This is a genomic window from Streptomyces sp. CY-1, assembly GCF_047218265.1.
GTDB lineage: Bacteria > Actinomycetota > Actinomycetes > Streptomycetales > Streptomycetaceae > Streptomyces > Streptomyces niphimycinicus.
In genome coordinates this window covers 7,455,921-7,474,923 of sequence record NZ_CP178393.1, presented here as the reverse complement: position 1 = coordinate 7,474,923, position 19,003 = coordinate 7,455,921, and the positions used below count along the sequence as shown (strand labels likewise).

The 19,003-nt window shown below is 68.6% G+C and carries 10 protein-coding genes and 1 tRNA gene; 3 read left to right on the top strand and 8 right to left on the bottom strand.

Annotation, left to right across the window (positions count from 1 at the left end):
• Nucleotides 1–386 precede the first annotated feature (386 nt).
• From thrC to ACK1X7_RS32190, 5 genes are all read right to left on the bottom strand, one after another.
• Entirely contained in the window at nt 387–1,505 is a 1,119-nt protein-coding gene (gene thrC, locus ACK1X7_RS32210) for a threonine synthase (RefSeq protein WP_385137804.1), read from the bottom strand.
• A gap of 59 nt (nt 1,506–1,564) precedes the next feature.
• The gene (locus ACK1X7_RS32205) at nt 1,565–2,857 is read right to left on the bottom strand and encodes a homoserine dehydrogenase (protein WP_216339553.1); all 1,293 of its coding nucleotides are present in this window, start codon (nt 2,855–2,857) and stop codon (nt 1,565–1,567) included.
• Between the two features lie 110 nt (nt 2,858–2,967).
• On the bottom strand, nt 2,968–4,359 hold the full coding sequence (gene lysA / locus ACK1X7_RS32200; protein WP_385137806.1) for a diaminopimelate decarboxylase: 1,392 nt from the start codon (nt 4,357–4,359) through the stop codon (nt 2,968–2,970).
• A 39-nt stretch (nt 4,360–4,398) separates the two neighbouring features.
• Entirely contained in the window at nt 4,399–5,433 is a 1,035-nt protein-coding gene (nrtL, locus tag ACK1X7_RS32195; protein WP_385137808.1) for an ArgS-related anticodon-binding protein NrtL, read from the bottom strand.
• A 151-nt stretch (nt 5,434–5,584) separates the two neighbouring features.
• Entirely contained in the window at nt 5,585–6,016 is a 432-nt protein-coding gene (locus ACK1X7_RS32190) for a response regulator (protein ID WP_232546197.1), read from the bottom strand.
• A 213-nt stretch (nt 6,017–6,229) separates the two neighbouring features.
• Here ACK1X7_RS32190 and ACK1X7_RS32185 point away from each other — a divergent pair.
• A tRNA-Arg gene (locus ACK1X7_RS32185) sits at nt 6,230–6,301 on the top strand.
• 138 nt (nt 6,302–6,439) lie between these two features.
• On the opposite strand, the gene ACK1X7_RS32180 is transcribed toward ACK1X7_RS32185, so the two are convergent.
• The 3 genes from ACK1X7_RS32180 to ACK1X7_RS32170 all read right to left on the bottom strand — a co-directional run bounded on the left by ACK1X7_RS32180 (nt 6,440) and on the right by ACK1X7_RS32170 (nt 10,045).
• Complete coding sequence (locus tag ACK1X7_RS32180; protein WP_413116006.1) at nt 6,440–8,014, bottom strand: recombinase family protein; 1,575 nt, start codon at nt 8,012–8,014, stop codon at nt 6,440–6,442.
• A 245-nt stretch (nt 8,015–8,259) separates the two neighbouring features.
• Nucleotides 8,260–8,520: a hypothetical protein gene (locus ACK1X7_RS32175; protein WP_413116005.1), complete on the bottom strand. Its 261-nt coding sequence runs from the start codon at nt 8,518–8,520 to the stop codon at nt 8,260–8,262.
• 1,042 nt (nt 8,521–9,562) lie between these two features.
• Nucleotides 9,563–10,045, bottom strand: a complete 483-nt coding sequence (locus tag ACK1X7_RS32170; RefSeq protein ID WP_385137813.1) for an ATP-binding protein — start codon at nt 10,043–10,045, stop codon at nt 9,563–9,565.
• Between the two features lie 583 nt (nt 10,046–10,628).
• Here ACK1X7_RS32170 and pglW point away from each other — a divergent pair.
• Nucleotides 10,629–15,278, top strand: coding sequence for a BREX system serine/threonine kinase PglW (pglW, locus tag ACK1X7_RS32165; protein ID WP_413116004.1), 4,650 nt, complete (start codon nt 10,629–10,631; stop codon nt 15,276–15,278).
• Nucleotides 15,275–18,952: a BREX-2 system adenine-specific DNA-methyltransferase PglX gene (pglX, locus tag ACK1X7_RS32160; protein ID WP_413116003.1), complete on the top strand. Its 3,678-nt coding sequence runs from the start codon at nt 15,275–15,277 to the stop codon at nt 18,950–18,952. Before pglW ends, pglX begins: the two co-directional genes overlap by 4 nt.
• The last annotated feature ends 51 nt before the right edge of the window (nt 18,953–19,003 follow it).

Here is a 19,003-nt window from a genome sequence, read left to right as displayed (position 1 = left end):
CCTTGTGGTTACGTGCGATTGCTCGAAGAGGTACGGAACACCGCAGGGGCCGCGACACGTACGGCGACGCCGCGCAGAGGCGAGCGCTCTGCGTCGGGGCGGATTCAGTACAGCCTATCGAAGGAAGGTTCTGTGGCGACATAGGGCGCACGGGAGGCGCACGATGCGTGTCGCGCTCCCTGCAACCATCCGCGACCACTGTACTGGGTCGCTCCGCGCGCCCTCGCGCTGCTCTGCCACCGCTTGAGTGGATCTTTAGAGTACAGCCCGGAGAGGGCCCGGCGAGCCGCGGGGCAGCGGCCCGCCGAAACCCTCATCACCCCAGGTCACGGCCGCCTGCGGGGCCGGGCCGGGACATGCCGTGCCGAGCCCCTCGCGGGGCCGGATCAGCCCAGCCCGAGCCGTACGGCCGCGGCGTCCGCGTCCACCGGGACCACGACCGGCTGCGGCGCACCCGCCACTGCCCAGTCCGGGTCCTTGAGTCCGTTTCCGGTCACCGTGCAGACGATCCGCTGGCCGGGGTCGACCAGCCCCTGCTCGGCCGCCTTCAGCAGACCCGCCACGCTCGCCGCGGAGGCCGGCTCCACGAAGACGCCCTCCTGAGCGGCGAGCAGCCGGTAGGCGGCGAGGATCTGACGGTCGGTCACCTCGTCGATGAAGCCGCCGGACTCGTCGCGTGCCTGCTCGGCGTAGGCCCACGAGGCCGGGTTGCCGATGCGGATGGCGGTCGCGATGGTGCTCGGCTCCTTGACCGGCTCACCGCGCACGATCGGCGCCGAGCCGGACGCCTGGAACCCCCACATCCGGGGCGTACGGGAGGCGCGGGCCCCGCTGTCGGCGAACGGCGCCGCGTACTCCTGGTAGCCCTTCCAGTAGGCGGTGATGTTGCCCGCGTTGCCCACCGGCAGCACATGGACGTCGGGCGCGTCCCCGAGCATGTCCACGATCTCGAAGGCGGCGGTCTTCTGCCCCTGGATCCGGGCCGGGTTGACCGAATTGACCAGCGCCACCGGGTACTTCTCCGACAGCCCGCGCGCCAGCGTCAGACAGTCGTCGAAGTTGCCGTCGACCTGGAGGATCTTCGCGCCGTGGACGAGCGCCTGGCCCATCTTGCCCAGCGCGATCTTGCCCTGCGGGACCAGCACCGCGCAGACCATCCCGGCCCGTACGGCATACGCCGCCGCGGAGGCCGAGGTGTTGCCGGTGGAGGCGCAGATGACGGCCTTGGCGCCGGCCTCCTTGGCCTCGCTGATGGCCATCGTCATCCCGCGGTCCTTGAACGACCCGGTGGGGTTGGCGCCCTCGACCTTGAGGTGCACATCGCAGCCGGTGCGCTCGGAGAGCACCTGCGCGGGAACCAGCGGCGTACCGCCCTCGCGCAGGGTGACGACGGGCGTCGTCTCGCTCACCGGGAGACGGTCGCGGTACTCCTCGATGATGCCCCGCCAGCCGTGCCACTGGCGGGTGCCGGACATTCGGGGCCCGGCGTCGGCGATTGCGTTCATGATTTCCCTTACTCTCCGCTCACCCTCTGTTCGGCCTCGGCGCGGCCGCTACCCGGCCTCTACTCGCCCTCGACCCGCATGATGCTCGCGACATCGCGGACGGTGTCGAGCCGGCGCAGCGCCTCCACGGTCGACGACAGCGCGGCGTCGCTCGCGCGGTGGGTCACCACGACGAGGGACGCCTCGCCGTCCTTCCCCTGCTGGCGGACCGTATCGATGGACACGCCATGCTCGGCGAAGACTGTGGCGACCTGTGCGAGAACTCCCGGTTTGTCGGCGACGTCCAGGCTGATGTGATAGCGAGTGATCACATCGCCCATCGGACTCACCGGGAGCCTGCTGTAGGCGGACTCCCCGGGTCCGGTGGCCTCCGCCAGCTTGTTGCGGCAGGCGGCGACGAGGTCGCCGAGGACGGCCGAGGCGGTCGGCGAACCGCCCGCGCCCGGTCCGTAGAACATGAGCTGCCCCGCGGCGTCGGCCTCCACGAAGACCGCGTTGTACGCCTCGCGGACGGAGGCGAGGGGGTGGCTCAGCGGAATCATCGCCGGATGCACCCGCGCGGTGACCGAGCGGCCGTCGGCGGCCCGCTCGCAGATCGCGAGCAGCTTGACGGTGCAGCCCATGCGCTTGGCGGAGGCGATATCGGCGGCGGTCACCTCGGTGATGCCCTCGCGGTGCACATCGTCGAGGGTGACCCGGGTGTGGAAGGCGATCCCGGCGAGGATCGCGGCCTTGGCGGCGGCGTCGAAGCCCTCGACATCCGCGGTCGGGTCGGCCTCGGCATAGCCCAGGGCCGTGGCCTCGTCCAGCGCCTCGCTGTAGCCGGCGCCGCTGCCGTCCATCCGGTCCAGGATGAAGTTGGTGGTGCCGTTGACGATGCCGAGGACCCGGTTGACCTTGTCGCCCGCGAGCGACTCGCGCAGCGGCCGCACCAGCGGGATCGCCCCCGCGACCGCGGCCTCGTAGTAGAGGTCCGCACGGCGCTGCTCGGCCGCGGCGTGCAGCGCCGCGCCGTCCTGGGCGACCAGCGCCTTGTTCGCGGACACCACGCTCGCGCCGTGGTCGAAGGCGGTGGTGATGAGGGTGCGGGCGGGCTCGATCCCGCCGATGACCTCGACCACCACATCGATGTCCCCGCGCTTGACCAGGGCCGTGGCATCGGTGGTCACCAGCTCCGCGGGCACCCCTTCCCGGACCCGGCCGGGGCGCCGCACGGCGATCCCGGCCAGCTCGACCGGGGCCCCGATACGCGCCGCGAGATCGTCCGCGTGCGTCGTCATGATGCGCGCCACCTCTGAGCCGACCACTCCACAGCCCAGCAGCGCCACTTTCAGCGGACGCGTACGCATCATCCGACCTCGTTTCTCATCCATCGCGTTATGCATCAGCGCGTTAGTGCACCAGTCTCAGGCACTGGACGGGATTTCCTGTCCCAGGTCCAGTATCCGAGATCCTTTTCTCGCTAGCCGACATCGAGCCGCAGGAGATCTTCCTCCGTCTCGCGCCGGACGATCTCGCGCGCCTGACCGTCCCGTACGGCGACGACGGGCGGCCGGAGCGCGTGGTTGTAGTTGCTCGCCATCGAGCGGCAGTACGCGCCGGTGGCGGGGACGGCGATCAGGTCGCCGGGCGCCAGATCGGCGGGCAGGAAGGCGTCCCGTACGACGATGTCGCCGGACTCGCAGTGCTTGCCGACGACGCGGGAGAGCATCGGCTCGGCGGTGGAGGAGCGGGAGACCAGCGCCACGGAGTACTCCGCGTCGTAGAGCGCGGTACGGATGTTGTCGGACATCCCGCCGTCGACGCTGACGTACGTCCGCAGCCCCGGCAGCTCCTTGACCGTGCCCACCTCGTACAGCGTGAACGCGGTCGGCCCGACGATCGCCCGCCCCGGCTCGACCGACAGCCGCGGCACCGCGAGCCCGGCCGCGTCGCACTCCCGGTGGACGATGTCGCGCAGCGCCTTGGCGATCTCATGCGGCTCACGGGGGTCGTCCTCCGAGGTGTACGCGATGCCGAGGCCGCCGCCGAGGTCGATCTCGGGCAGCTCGACGCCGTGCTCGTCCCGGATTTCCCCCAGCAGCCCGACGACGCGGTGGGCGGCCACCTCGAAGCCCGAGGTGTCGAAGATCTGCGAGCCGATGTGCGAGTGGATCCCGATGAGCTCCAGCCCGTCCAGCTTGAGCGCCCGCCGTACGGCCTCGGCGGCCAGCCCGCCCGCGAGCGGGATGCCGAACTTCTGGTCCTCGTGGGCGGTCGCGATGAACTCGTGGGTATGCGCCTCCACACCCACGGTGATCCGGATCTGCACCCGCTGGCGCCTGCCGAGCCGCTGGGCGATATGCGCGACCCGCGCGATCTCCTGGAACGAGTCGAGCACGATCCGCCCGACACCCGCCTCGACGGCCCGCTCGATCTCACCGGTGGACTTGTTGTTCCCGTGCAGCGCGATCCGCTCGGCGGGCATCCCGGCGGCGAGCGCGGTGGCCAGCTCCCCGGCGGAGCACACGTCCAGGTTGAGCCCCTCCTCGGTCAGCCAGCGCACGACGGCGCGGGAGAGGAACGCCTTCCCGGCGTAGAACACGTCGGCGTCCTCCCCGAACGCCTCCCGCCAGGCCCGGCAGCGCGCCCGGAAGTCGTCCTCGTCGAGGAAGTAGCCGGGTGTCCCGAACTCCTCCGCGAGCGTCTTGACGTCGATCCCGCCGACGGTGGCGACGCCGTCGACGTTCCGGCCGACGGTGCGGGACCACACGCGGGGGTCGAGCTGATTGAGATCGGCGGGCGGCGCGGCGTAGTGCCCCTCGGGAAGGACATCGGCGTGGCGGGGCCCGGCGGGGTGGGCGGAACGGCTCATGCTGTCTCTGCTGTCTCTCTCAAGGTCTTACACAAGGTCTTACAGATGTTCGGGTGCGCTGATGCCGAGCAGATGCAGGCCGCCGGCGAGCACCGCCCCGGCGGCGTCGGCGAGGGCCAGCCGGGAACGGTGGACGGCCGAGGGTTTGAGCTCGCCTGCGGGGAGGGGCGGGCAGGCGTCATGGAACCGGAAGAAGCCATCGGCGAGGGCGACGAGCTGCCGCGCGAGCCGATCGGGCGCACGGTGCCGGGCGGCGGCCTCGAGGGTGCGGGGGTGATCGGCGAGGAGCGCGAGAAGGGCGGCCTCGGCGGGGTGGCCGTAGGCACTGGTCGCGGACTCGGGGTCGGACTGGGGCTGGGGCTGGGGCTGGGGCGTGATGCCGAACTGGCCCGCGTTCCGCATCAGGGCCCGGGTGCGGGCATGGGCGTACCGAACCCGGAAGAGGGCGTTGTCCTCCCGCTGGGACAGAAGATGGCCAGGGTCGAGATCGGGCAGATCATGCCCGGCGGGCCGGAGCAGCGCCCAGCGGGCGGCGTCGGGCCCGAGGCGGGTGAGCAGATCACGCCCGGAGACCGGAACGGCCCGTACGACGGGCCCCTCACCAGGAACAACGACTCCCCCGGTGGCGTCGACAAGCCCCCGCACCACATGAGCGACGAGCGCGGCCCGCACCTCATCACTGGCCCCGAGCGGAACCGACACCCCGGCGAGCGCATCCCCGTGCCCGTAGCGAAGCCCCTGGGAGAGGACGGCCCGCACGAGCTGAACATGAGAGGTGCCCTCAAGGGTGATGTTGAGGAACCCAGGAGCGGCGACATCAACGCGGGCGATACCAGGAGCGCGAACAAGCCGCCGCCGCAAAACCTCGGCGATAACGAGCGCATCCCCCTCACCCCTGGCGTCCCTGGCCCCCCTGGCCAGCAGCAGGGCGACATTGGTGGCGTAATCCCCACACCCGGGCCGAGGAGGAGTCCGCACCTTCACCCGCTCCGGCACGGCAACGCACAGCTCGTCGTCCTCAACGGCACGACGCACGGTGTGCAGCACAGTGCGGGAGAGCTGGGCGGGAGTCACGGGACCAGCGTATGGGAGGAGGGGGGTACGAAAGCGAACCGGTTTCGCCCATCGGACGAGCGCACGGGGCACACCGACACGGGGCGCACCGACACGAGCCAAAGCCGAGACCCTCAGCCCAGAAGCGACGGGGCGGCCCTGAGGCCCACCACTACCCGGTGGGCCCCACAACCGGCTCGGCATCACCAGGAGCCGCCGCACCGGCCGCCCCCTGCCGCATCAGCCTCCGCACGAGCTCGACAAGATCGACGGGCTCGAACGGTTTCGCGAGGAAGGCATCGACACCCAGCGCCTTCCCGCTGTCCATCTCGTACTGCGTACACGCACTGATGATCGCGACGGGCACATGACACGTACGAGCATCAGCGCGCAGCCTCGACGCCGTATGCAGCCCATCGAGTCTGGGCATCACAACATCGAGAGTGATCACATCGGGCCGCACCTGGTGAACGATCTCCAGGCACTCGGCACCATCGGCCGCGGTCACGACCTCGAAGCCCTCCAGCTCGAGGTTGACCCTGATTAGCTGCCGGATGACCTTGTTGTCGTCGACGACAAGGACCCGGCCGGACAAGCCAGGCACACCCTGAAGAGTAGGCGCGCAGCCACGACCGCGTCCGGGTTTTCCCCACTTCCGCCCCGTGCGAGGGACCTTTCCCCAAGACCCCTGCACCCCCACCTCCACATGCGGTATACGCCCCTCCGCTCCCCCGCCCACCAACTCCCGATAACCGTTCATGACCACCCTCTGCGAGCTGATAGTGTTCTACCTGTCGCCGCGAGACAGCAGCGACAGGCCCCCGTAGCTCAGGGGATAGAGCAACGGCCTCCGGAGCCGTGTGCGCAGGTTCGAATCCTGCCGGGGGCACTCAGGGGATGGGAATGAACGCGACAGTTATGCCGCGTTTGTCCACCCCGGGTGTCATGATCGGGTGCCAGCACTTCGGTGCGGGTGCCCGATTTCTTGTTCCATGGGTCCAGCTCACGGGTGACGGCCACCAGTCCGTCAAGCAGATGCCCCGGGATCGTCACCCGTAGGGTCACTTCTTCGCGGGGCCCGGCTGTAGCGGACTTCCAGCCCGAAAGCGTCGTAGAGCCGCCGCTGGATCTCCTCCGGGACCAGGGCGAGGTCGATGTCGAGGTGCGGGAGCACGTCCAGCAGGGCAGCGCTGTCGACGGGCCGTACCTCCTGCTCCGGGGTTTCCAGACGGGCCAGCTGTTCGGCGAGCCCTGTGCGCTGCTTGCCCAGGGCGGCGTGCTCCCGGCGGATCGCGTCGCGGAACTCCTTCTCCTGTTCCAGGTCGGTCCCGCCATCGGCAAGGGTGCGGATGAGCCGGGCCTGACGCTCGCCGATGGCCTTGATGGCCTGCTCCAGCGCGGCGCGTTCCTTCGCGGTTCGGTCGCCGGGCCCGTCCGCGAGCCGGGCGGCTTCGAGCGCGGCGCCGAGATGGGTGCGCCGGTCGGGGCCGAAGACGCGGGTGGCGAAGAAGCGGGAGACGGATGTGATCAAGGCCTCTTCCCGGACCCACAAACTCTTGGGATGCCCACCGAACCAGGGCTTGTCCCGGTGTTCGTTCGGGTCGACCTGACAGGCGTAGTACGAAATCCGGTGGCGGTTCTTGCCGAACATACGGCGGTCGCAGATCTCGCAGACGACGTACGACCGCAGGACATAGGAACGCCGGGTCGCCGGGTGGGAGTTGCGACCGGGCGTCGTCCGTGACCCCCGTCGCTTGCGCGCCACGGTGGAAGCCACATCGAACAGCTCTTTGGAGACGAGAGGCTCGTGAGTGGGCTGCGGCGACCACACCCAGTCCTTGGGATCGTTGTAGCAACCGCCTTTCGTCGTCGCGCGGCGGTTCCAGACCTGATAGCCGGTGTACTTGGGATTGCGCAGGATCTCTCGCACGGCCGAGCCGCTCCAGCGATGGAGGGCCATGTCGGGGCGAGTGGGCTCCGGGGGCGGATACGCCACAGGATCCAAGTTCAGGCGGTCGGCGATGGCGTCGTATCCGAGCTTGTCCAGTCCGCGGAGCTGGAAGATGTAGGTGACGGCCGGGGCCCGGGACGCATCCGGGACGAGCCGGTGCTTGGTGCGGCCCTCGGCCCGGCGGGCCGGGACGGGATGCGGGACCTTTTCCGCGCGATAGCCGTAAGGCGGCTTGCCCACATTCCAGCCCTGCGAGACATGCTCAATGAAGCCGTCCCACGACAGCTCCAGCATCTGCAGCACGTACCACTCGGAGACCGCCTGCTTGACGCGCCGCGTGAGCGTGGGCGTGGCGCGCTTGGCTCGCGGACCGGTGACGATCGGCTCATCGGCGGCACACAGGGCGACGCCTGCCTGCTCCAGCTCGTACTCGATCTTCGTACCGAAGTAGGTCCGGCGCGCGACGCGTTCAATGGACTCGCAGATAACTGCGGCGAAGCGGCGATCAGGCCGCTGCGCCTCATCAAGCAGATCGGCCACACTGCCATCGCGGGGAATGGGAATCTGGAACTGCTGGTGCGCAAGGGAATTGCCGCGCTCGCGCAACTCTTTACGGCCGGATTCCACATCGTAGAAATGGGCGACAATCACCCAGCCGGGCGGAAGCGCGGCTCTCGCGTTACGCAACTGTCGGGGCAGCGACAGGGTGGGGTCCTGAGCGTCCTCCGTAGAGGTCCGGCCGAGCCAAGCCACTGGGACGGTCACCGGAAGCGCCGAGGCGTCCGGAATACCGGCCGTGGACCAGGGTCGGCCGGATACGGGCTGCGCCCAAGGCCGAGTGCTGAGCGGATTGCCGTGCATGCGTTGTCTCTCTCCCAGGGATCGGGGCGAGAGGCTCAGACACGGCCGCTCTTCGGGGCACTGTGACCGGCGTACAGCCACTCCAGCACCTCACGAATCGCGGCCCCCTGACGCTGGGCCAGCGCCTGAGCCTCGCCACCATCGACGACGACGTACTCCACGACCGTCCGCAACCCCTCTGAAGTGCGCGTTTCAGCGTTGCCGCGACCGGTCGACGTCCATGGACGCTCCGACTCGGTGGTGTCGTCAAGGCCGCGATCTTGCGTGTCGGAAGATGGCTGCGAGGGCCGGTTCACGACCGCTCTCCGTCACCCCGTCGCCGCACGTGAACGGCCACCCGCACACCCAGAACCCCATCTCCGCCGGAACAACCCGCCCCGAGCCACTGCCGAGCCTGCGCTCCCCAGCCCCTCGCTGGCACAGGTGCGGCACCGAACTGTGGCGACGGTTGCCGACCCGGTGCCGGGCAGGGGATGCCTCGGCGGTGGGTATCGCGGACGTTCTTCATCTGGAACCCCCAGGCGTGGTGCCGAATTCGACGGCGGCGGCCAACTGGCGCTGACATGATCAATAGAGATTCCAGGAGTGGGTCTTTGCCACCGCCGGGGAGCGGGTCAGCTCCCCACTGCACCTCAGGCACACGCACCTGGGGTGCGAGCGCACTCCGCACCCGAGCCATCACCGAGCCAGTACCGGTCCGTCGGCAGCACGGACGGACACGGGAGCAGGTGCTCCAAGATCCTCGGGCGCGCTCCCTCGCATCGGGTGCACGACCGCGACCGGCGCGAGCCGCGGGGCACACCCCGAGAGCACCGCTCCCGTCCATTCCCCGACCGCTCCCGCCGCCCAAAGCCGGCGGCATCGGCCGGGCCAGGCCAGGCCGCCCAGGTCACCCACACGCGGCCCACGCGACCGCACGCACCCGCCGCGGGCGCACAAACCGCCCCGGAGGAACACCCACCCCCCCAGGCGCGAGGTGCTCCTGACTCGCACCTCACCAGCCCCTCGCGGGACGTGTACAGAACCCACGCGGCACATGATTCCCGCAAGGAGAAGGTACCCACCACAGCTCGGCAGCCAAGCAAGCAGCAACACGCGCACACCGCCCACGCCCGGCCGCGCTGACCAGGTAGATCGGGATGCTTCGCTGTACCGATATACAGTCCCCCTCGCTGGCAGCTGGCTCACCTACGGCCTGGCCTGCGGTGATGCCCTTGTGGGGGCGTCGCTTCCAAGGACGGCCCCGGACACGCCGACGGAATCGACGATGGAAACGACGGGGGAAACGCCAGCGGGCCACGTCCGGCAGCCCACTCGCCGACGCCCCAGCCGAGCAAGTCATTCCCCGAACCAATCCTCCCCACTGGCGGGCAGAGACAAGGCGAACCAAGCTGCCTTCGTGCCCAGCAAGCGGCGGAACCCCCAGGCTCCTCTGGTCAGTTCATGCACGATATGCAAGCCCCGCCCGCGCTCTGACAACAGCGCGCACAGCGCCTCCAGGCCGCCACCCCGATCTTCCTCCACCGGAGCGAACAGAGCGCCCACCGCAAAAGACGGGATCTCGGGAATCCTCGGATCGTGATCCACCACTTCGCAGATGACGTTCAATGCCGTGCGGCGCAGCCGCAGCTCATACGGCCCCACCGCGTGCTCAACGGCGTTCGCCACCAACTCCGATACGACCAGCACGGCATCACTCACCGACTCGCCGTCATACCCCAGACCGCTCAGGGCATACCCCAGGACGGCCCGCGCACGAGCCAGAGCCCCCAGCTCCCCGCCATGCCAACGCCACAGCACGACCGGTACACCGTCCGACATGCCCGACGGGTTCATCGCTGCCCAGTCCGAACCGCGTGACGCACACGCCGGACACGGCGATGTCGCCCCGTACCGGGCCCTACGACCGCCCAAACTCCGGGCAGCGCATGCGGCCCGTCGGCCATGAGAAAAGAACCGAGCAGAGCGGATGTGGCCAGAACAGACGCCGCCACAACGGCCTCCAGGGGTAGTCGCGACTAGAACGCGACCACCACACCGTCGACCTCACCAAGAGCGGAACCGTCCTCCCATCAGGACTTTTCCTCTGCGACAACACGCCGCCTTCAGCACTCCTGTTCGCCCCAGTAGCACGGTGACAGTCCAGGGCAGGATCTGTTCCTCGAAGACGGAACGGCCTGCTTTCCCGCCCGGCACGTTCGCCCAACCGTTCCGCTATCGGGCCAGGCTGATGCGGCCCGCCTTCGAACAGCTTGCTCCTGAGATGCAACAGTCACAGCTGGTCCCGGTGCCACACCTGACCGTTAGGATTTCCCTCCAGGCAATCCACTCCAGGGCAGCTGCAGCACGGGGGATCAGGAGTGGAAGGCCGTGGCGTGAGAGTTCCGACAGGCGGGGGCAGTGCATGCGTGACGGTCGGTGGACCGCGGTCACCGAGTCCGAGTTCGACCATGAGCACCGCGGCTTGGAGGCCATCCGCAAGCAGCTTCCCGACGCCGAGCCGTGGCGGGCTTGGTCTAATTTCACGTTCACTTCGCACACCGGGCATGTGCGCGAGGTCGATCTGCTCGTGGTCGCACCGAGCGGCGTGCTGGTGGTCGAGCTGAAGGAGTGGCACGGCTCGGTCACCAGCGAGAACGGCACCTGGGTGCAGGCCACCCCGGGTGGCCGCCGCGTTCCCCACGGCAACCCGCTGCATCTGGCCAACAAGAAGGCCAAGGAACTGGCCGGACTGCTCAGGCAGCAGTTGCCGTCCCACCACCACCGCAGGCAGCTGTGGGTCGGCGAGGCCGTCTGCTTCACCGACGCCTCCCTGCGGATCCAGCTCCCGCCGCACGACCAGAACGGTGTCCACACCGTCGCTCAGCTGGCCGAAATGCTGAAACGGCCGCCCAGGGACGAGCGGCATCGCATCGATGCCACCCGCTCCCGCGAGATCAAGGCCGCTCTGGAGAGCATCGGCATCGGCCGCAGCGGCGCCGAGTACCGTGTCGGTCCCTATCTCCTGGACCGGAAGGCCCTCGACACCGGTCCCACCTGGGCGGACTACCTGGCCCGTCACGAGGAGCTTCCGGAGTCGGCCCGCATCCGCGTATACGTGCGCGAGCGCGGCTCGGACGCCTCGTTACGCGAGTCCGTCGAGCGTGCCGCCCGCCGTGAGGCCGCGGTGCTCCAGCGCTTCAGGCACCCCGGTGCCGTCCAGCTCAAGACGTACGACGCCTCCGGGCACTCCGCCGGCCCCTCCCTGATCTTCGATTACCACCCGCAGACCATGCGGCTGGACGAGTATCTGCTCCAGTACGGCGACAAGCTGGACATCCTCTCCCGTATGGCACTGGTCCGCCAGCTCGCCGAGACGATGCGGTCCGCGCACTCCAGCCGGATCCACCACCGGGCACTCGCCGCCCGCTCGGTACACGTCCTCCCCCGCAACCGTGGACGCAGGGGGCAGACGGTCGGTGAGGAAGCGGCCTGGCTCAGTCCCCATCTGCAGATCTCCGACTGGCAGATAGCCACCCAGCGCGGCGGCAGCCAGAACGGCACGGCCTTGGGCTCAACCCGGTTCGCCCCCACGGCACTTTCGCTGAAGCACCTGTCCGAGGGTGCCGACCCGTATCTCGCGCCGGAGCTGACCGCGCTCAACCCCGATCCGGTGTACCTGGACGTGTACGGCCTCGGCGTCCTCACCTACCTCCTGGCCACCGGAAAGCCCCCGGCCGCGAGCCAGGCCGAACTGCGCGCGCGCCTGGAGGCGGGCGAGGGCCTGCGGCCGAGCTCCGTGGTGGACGGCCTGTCGGAGGACATCGACGAACTGGTCCAGGCCGCCACCGCCTACCGCCCCGGGCAACGGCTCTCCACGGTCGACGAGTTCCTGGAGATGCTGGAGCTGGTCGAGGACGGACTCACCGCACCGGCCAACGTCGCCGCCCCCGCCTCCGAGGCGCCGGAGAAGGATCCGCTGGAGGCGGTCGCCGGTGACGTCCTGGCAGGCCGGTGGGAAGTACGCCGCCGCCTCGGCACCGGTTCCACCAGCCGGGCGTTCCTGGTGCGCGATCTGAAGGCCGAGGCCCGCAAGACCCGCCCACTGGCCGTGCTGAAGGTCGCCCTCTCCGACAGCCGGGGGGAGATCCTCAAGCAGGAAGCCGAGGTGATGCGCCGTCTGCGCCCGGACTCCCGGATGATTCGCCTCGTCGAGCCGCACCCACTGACCATCGGGGAACGCACGGTCCTGGCTCTGGAATACGTGGGCGACGAACGGGAGGAGACCTCCGACGAGGCCGGGTCCACCGGGCGCAAACGCCGCCGTGAGGAAACGGTGGCCCGTCAGCTCCGGGAAGGCGGCCGACTTCAGATCGACCAATTGGAGGCGTACGGCGACTACCTCTTCGGCGCCGTCGACTTCCTGGAGGGCGAGAGCGTCTGGCACCGCGATATCAAGCCGGACAACATCGCCATCCGCATCCGACCGAACCGCACCCGCGAACTGGTCCTGATCGACTTCTCGCTGGCCGGCTATCCGGCGAAGAATCACGAGGCGGGCACGGACGGCTACCTCGACCCGTTCATCGGCACGCTGACCCGTACCGCCTACGACTCGCACGCCGAGCGGTACGCGGTCGCAGTCACCCTGCACGAAATGGCGTCGGGCGAGCTGCCGAAGTGGGGCGACGGGTCGGTCCTGCCCCGGGACACCGACCGGGAGGAGTTCCCCCACCCGGCGATCGTCGCCGACGCCTTCGATCCGGCCATACGCGACGGACTCGTCGGCTTCTTCCGCAAGGCCCTGCACCGGGACGCCGCCCAGCGCTACCCCGAGCTGAAGCCGATGCGGGACGCCTGGCGGAAGATCTTCCTTGACGCCGCACAGACCGCGCCGTCAAGCCACCGCTCCCGCCACCCCGAGAAGACCCCGGACGCGGCCCCGGACGGTCTGGGCGAGGCCGAACCGCTCACCGCCGAGGAGCAGCGCGAGGAGCTGGCCAAGCAGGTCACGCGCGACACCCACCTCTCGGCCGCCGGCCTCACCCCCGCCGCCGAGTCCTTCCTCTACGGCCTCCGCATCACCACCGTCGGCCAGTTGCTGGACTACAGCCGCCGGAAGCTCGTCAACGCGCCGGGTCTGGGTGCCAAGACCCGCAGCGAAGTGCAGCGCCGCCAGCGCCAGTGGGGTGACCTGCTGCGCGAGGCACCCGTCTCGCCGCTCACCCCGCAGGGCCGGGCCGAGGCCAAGGAGGAGCTGGCCCAGCTCAGCGCCGCCGAGTCGGCCCTCCTCGGCGTCCTCGCCGAGGACGGCAGGCTCTCCGAGACGTCGCTGCGTTCGATCAGCCTGGACACCCTGGCCACCTTCCTCGTGCCGGAGCTCAACAACAACGGCTCCAACCGCAACAAGGTCGACATGGTCCGGCTCCTGCTCAGGCTGCCGAACGATCACGGTGATCTGCCCGCGATCGGCGTGTGGCCCAAGCAGAAGGATGTCGCGGACAGGCTCCGGCTGTCCGCCGGACGCATCCCGCAGATGCTCAAGGAAGAGCGCAAGCGGTGGAAGAAGCATCCGGCGGTGCAGGTACTCCGTTCGGAGATCATGGAGCTGCTCACCGGACTCGGCCGCGTCGCCCCCGTCGTCGAGATCGCCGACGCACTGCTCGTGCGCCGCGGCACGCAAGCACGCGGCGAGCAGCGGCGGGCCCTCGCGCTGGCCGCGGTACGGGCGGTGGTGGAGGTCGAACAGCTCGATCCCGAGACCGCCGAGTTCCGGCACCAGACCAACCGCAAGGCGACGGAGGAGTCCCTGGGCTCGGGTCTGCTCGCCCTGGACGTGCGCGAGGACGACGCTCCCGACACGCCCACCGCCCCCGCCCTTCTCGACTACGCGATGCGGCTGGGCCGTACGGCCGACCGCCTCACCCGCCAGGAGACCCTGCCCACCGCGGCCACCGTTCTCACCGAACTGGGCGCCCTCACCCCGCCGCCCGGGGCCCTCGAATGGGACGAACGCCGCCTGGTGGAGCTCGCCGCCGCGGCCTCGCAGAACGCGGCGGCCACTCCGCGCCTGGAGATCTACCCGCGGAACCTGCCGCTGGTACGCGCACTGCGGCTCACCCAGGCCGGTCTGGTGCCGTGGATCGCCGGCGTTCCGGAAGAACAGCAGCCGGGCCTGACCGCGGCCGACGTCCACGAACGGGTGCGGGCCCGCTTCCCCGAACTGGTCGTCGATGACGGCCGCGGCGGCACGACCCATGAGCTGCCCACGGGTGCCCTCCTCACCAAGGCCCTTCGAGACGCCGGGTTCGACCTGAAGCTGGCCACCCGCGAACCCGTCAAGACGCTGCGCTATCTGCCCGCGCACCTGGACAACGAGTCCAGCTATCTGACCAGCGGCGCCGTACGCCGCGCCACCGCCCTGGGCACCGCCACCCGGTACGCGGATGACCCACTCATCGCCTCCGCCGCCCGCGCCGAGGAGCTTCTGGCCGACTCCGCCCGGCGCGACGGCTACCGCGTCCTGACGGTGCGCCGTGGGCTGACGCGCGACGCGGTACGGGAATTGGCCGCCCCGCGCATCGGAGCCCGGGAGGTCTCGGCCACCGTCCTGTTCCTGGAGGCCCTGCATGCGCTGGTGCCGCCGGGCGCCAAACCGACCTGGGAGACGCTCCTCAAGGCGGACGCGGCCGAGCCGGGCTCGCGCGGCGCGCTGAAGTTCGCCGAGTACGCGCGCACGGCCTGGGGCACGGTGGAGCCCCAGGTGCGCGAGATGCTGACCGAGGGTTCCGGGGATGGCTCCCCTGCGGGTCCAGTGCTGCTCACCGAGACGGCGGTGTTCGCCCGCTACGACGCGATGGGCGTCCTCGACCGCCTCGCCGAGGCGGCCCGGCATGGCGGGCGCGGCCTGTGGCTACTCGTCCCCCAGGGCGACCCGGCGCGCGAACCGAAGCTCGGCCAGGTCGCGGTGGCCTACCAGGCCGGACTTGGCGAATGGATCGAACTCCCCGACGCGTGGGTGGAGAACGCCCACCGCTCGGGCGCACACGCACCAACCGAGGGAGACGGCGAGTGATCGACCGCTTAGCACTGCTGGACGATCTGAAGAAGCAGGTCAAGGCAGCCGAAACCGACTTGAGCAAGCAGGTCAAAGCGGTCTCGGAGGTGGAGCTGCGGCTGCGCGCCGAGTACGGCCGGGCACGTGAGCTGGGCCGTACGGCAGCCACTTGGACCTCCTGGCTGGACGAGCGCGTCACGCAGGTCGCGGTGGCGTGGGTGCTGGGTACGGTCTTCGTCCGCTTCTGCGAGGACAACCGCCTGATCCCCGAGCCGTACGTGACGGCCCCGGAGGAGGACCGCCGCGACCTCGCGCTCGCGCGGTACGAGGCGTATATGGAGCGCGAGGAAAACCCGACGTACCGCGGCTGGCTGTTGCGCGCCTTCGCGGAGCTGGGCGACGGGCAGGCCGGGCGCCTGCTGTTCGACGAACGGCACAATCCGCTGTACCAGATCCCGCTGTCGCATGACGGCGCCCGTGAGCTGATCGAGTTCTGGCGGGAGCGGGACGAGCCGGGCTCGCTGGTCCACGATTTCACCGACCCGCTGGATGAGGACGAGGACGAGGACAGTACCGATTCCGGTGCGACGGGTACCGGAACGGCGGGCTGGGACACGCGCTTCTTGGGGGACCTCTACCAGGACCTCAGCGAGGCCGCACGGAAGACGTACGCGCTGCTCCAGACCCCGGAGTTCGTGGAGGAGTTCATCCTCGACCGGACGATGAACCCGGCGGTGCGGGAGTTCGGGTACGAGGATCTGAAGATGATCGACCCAACGTGCGGGTCGGGCCACTTCGTGCTCGGCGCTTTTCGGCGGCTAGTGCGGTTATGGGCCGACGGCCAGCCGGGCCGGGATGTGTACGAGCGGGTGCGGGCCGCGCTGGACTCGGTGCACGGCGTGGACGTCAACCCGTTCGCGGTGGCCATCGCACGGTTCCGGCTGCTGATGGCCGCCATGGCAGCGGCGGGCATCCGGACGCTGGGGGAGGCCGACCGCTACGAGTGGCCGACCCATTTGGCCGTGGGCGACTCGCTCATCAAGGAGCGCCAGACGGAGATAGGCATACGGGGAACGAAGGGGCAGGACGCCCTGGAGTTCACGACCGACGACGAGGACGAGCTGGCAGAGTTCTCGTACGCCACGGAGGATGTGCACGAGCATCCGGGCATTCTGGAGCCGGGGCGGTACCACGTGGTGGTGGGGAATCCGCCGTATATCACAGTGAAGGACAAGAAGCTTAACGAGCTGTATCGAGGGCTGTACAAGGCATGTTCGGGCACGTATGCGCTGTCGGTGCCGTTCGCGCAGCGGTTCTTCGAGCTGGCTGTGAAGGGCGAGCCCGACGGTCGGGGCTATGGCATGGTCGGCCAGATCACGGCGAATTCGTTCATGAAACGCGAATTCGGCAAGACTCTGATTGAGAGCTACTTTCGTGACCAGGTGGAACTGACAGAGGTGATCGACACCTCGGGTGCCTACATTCCAGGGCACAGCACGCCGACAGTCATCCTAGTTGGCAAGCACAGAGGGGGGAACGAGCGTTCGGCGACTGTTCGGACGGTGCGTAGCGTTCAGGGTGAGCCTAAGACTCCCGAGAGGGCTGAGGATGGGCTGGTTTGGCGAGCAATTGTTGAGCAGATCGACAGGCCCGGCTCGGTCAGCCGGTGGGTCTCGGTGGATGACCTTGAGCGGGGACGCTACTTCGGTAAGCAGCCATGGATTCTGACTGACGGCGCGCTTGAGATGGTCGAGCAATTAAACAAAGCCTCTCAAACCTCACTGCGGCAGATTATTGATGAGATCGGCGCCGGGGCCGTCACCCGCGAGGATGCGGCCTACATGATCGGCTCTGGAGCCCTTCGTCGACACGGAATTCCCGGCAGCCACCAACGCCCCTTGGTCGAGGGGGAAAACGTCCGAGATTACCTAGTGGCTGACCCCGTCCAGTCGCTCTGGCCCTACAAGGAAGACGATCTCCGCGCCGACGCCCCCGATGCCGCAAAACGACTTCTTTGGCCCTATCGCTTCTTCCTGCGAATTCGGGTCGCCTTCGGAAAGACACAGATAGAACGGGGCCTATCCTGGTTCGAGTACTCAATGTTTTTCAGGAAGCGATACAAGAGTCCCCTCATTCTATCATTTGCGGAAGTGGCCACCCATAACCACTTCACTTTGGATCGCAGCGGGAAGGTGTTTAAGCAAACCGCCCCCGCACTCAAACTCCCCGAACAGGCACGCGAGGAGGAATACCTAAGACTGCTTAGCGTATTAAACAGCTCAACTATCACCCTATGGCTTAAGCTGAATTGCCACAACAAAGGAAATGCGACAGCCTCCAGCGGAATGGCCGACCAGCCTTGGTCTTGGAATTACCAATTCAATGGCGGCAATATTGAAAGAATCCCTCTACCGACTCACTATCCAGTTATACTCGCGACCACTCTGGACAAGCTCGCGCAACAGCTAACTCTCTGCGCTCCCGCTAGCCTCACAGAAACCGCACCACCTACAGCACCCGTTCTACGTGGCGCGAGTAGAACTTGGCATGTCACACGCGCTCGGATGATTGCTCTCCAAGAGGAACTGGACTGGCAGGTCTACTCGATCTACGGCCTCTATCCCGAAGACCTCCGGGTATCCGAAGCCCCGAACGATCCCAACATCCCCGAGATCGCCCTCGGCGAGCGGGCCTTCGAGATCGTGCTCGCGCGGAAGGTCGCTGCAGGGGAAGCCAGCGATGAGTGGTTCAAGCGGCATGGGTCCACGCCCATTACGGAGATCCCCGACCGCTGGCCCGCCGCCTACCGGGAGATCGTCCAAAAGCGGCTCGACGCGATCGAGTCGAGCCGGGCGATCGGGATGATTGAGCGGCCGGAGTACAAGCGGCGGTGGGCCACCGAAGGGTGGGACGCGCTCCAGGAGAAGGCCCTGCGGAGCTGGTTGCTCGACCGGATCGAGAACCGCGAGCACTGGTTCGACGAGAACGACATGCCCCGCATCGTCACGCTCTCCTGGCTCACGGACGCGCTCTCGCGTGACGAGGACTTCGTTTCTGTCGCCAAGATTTACGCGCCTCGCAAGGAACTACTCACTCTCGTCGCCGAATTGCTAACCACCGAACACGTTCCGTTCCTCGCCGCCTTGCGCTACAAGCCATCGGGGTTGAAGAAGCGTACGGACTGGGAGCACGTGTGGGACTTGCAGCGGAAGGAGGACGCAGCCCCGGACGAGCCGATGAAGCGGAAGATTCGGGACTCGATCCCCGTGCCGCCGAAGTACGCCTCGACCGACTTCCTCCGGCCCTCCTACTGGAAGGCACGCGGCAAGCTGGACGTGCCCAAGGAGCGGTTCATCTCGTACGGGCAGACCAACGCCGCCACACCCACCCTGTACGGCTGGGCGGGCTGGAACCATCAGGAGCAGGCATACGCCCTGCTCGTGCACATTGCCTCGCACGAGTCGATGAGCGCCGAGGAGCTCACCCCGTTCCTTGCTGGCCTGCTGGAACTCCAGCCATGGCTGGACCAGTGGCATGACGACTTCGACCCGACGTTCAGCGGCTCCCCTGCCGCGTACTTCCGAGGCGAGCGTCAGGTGGAGCAGGGCAAGCACGGTCTGACCGACGACGACCTGCGCGCCTGGCGCCCGGTCGCCACCACCCGTGGACGCCGGACAGCCAAGAAGGAGTGAGACGCGAGTGGCTCCCGCAATCAGCGGATCGCGGGAGCCGCCAGAGACACA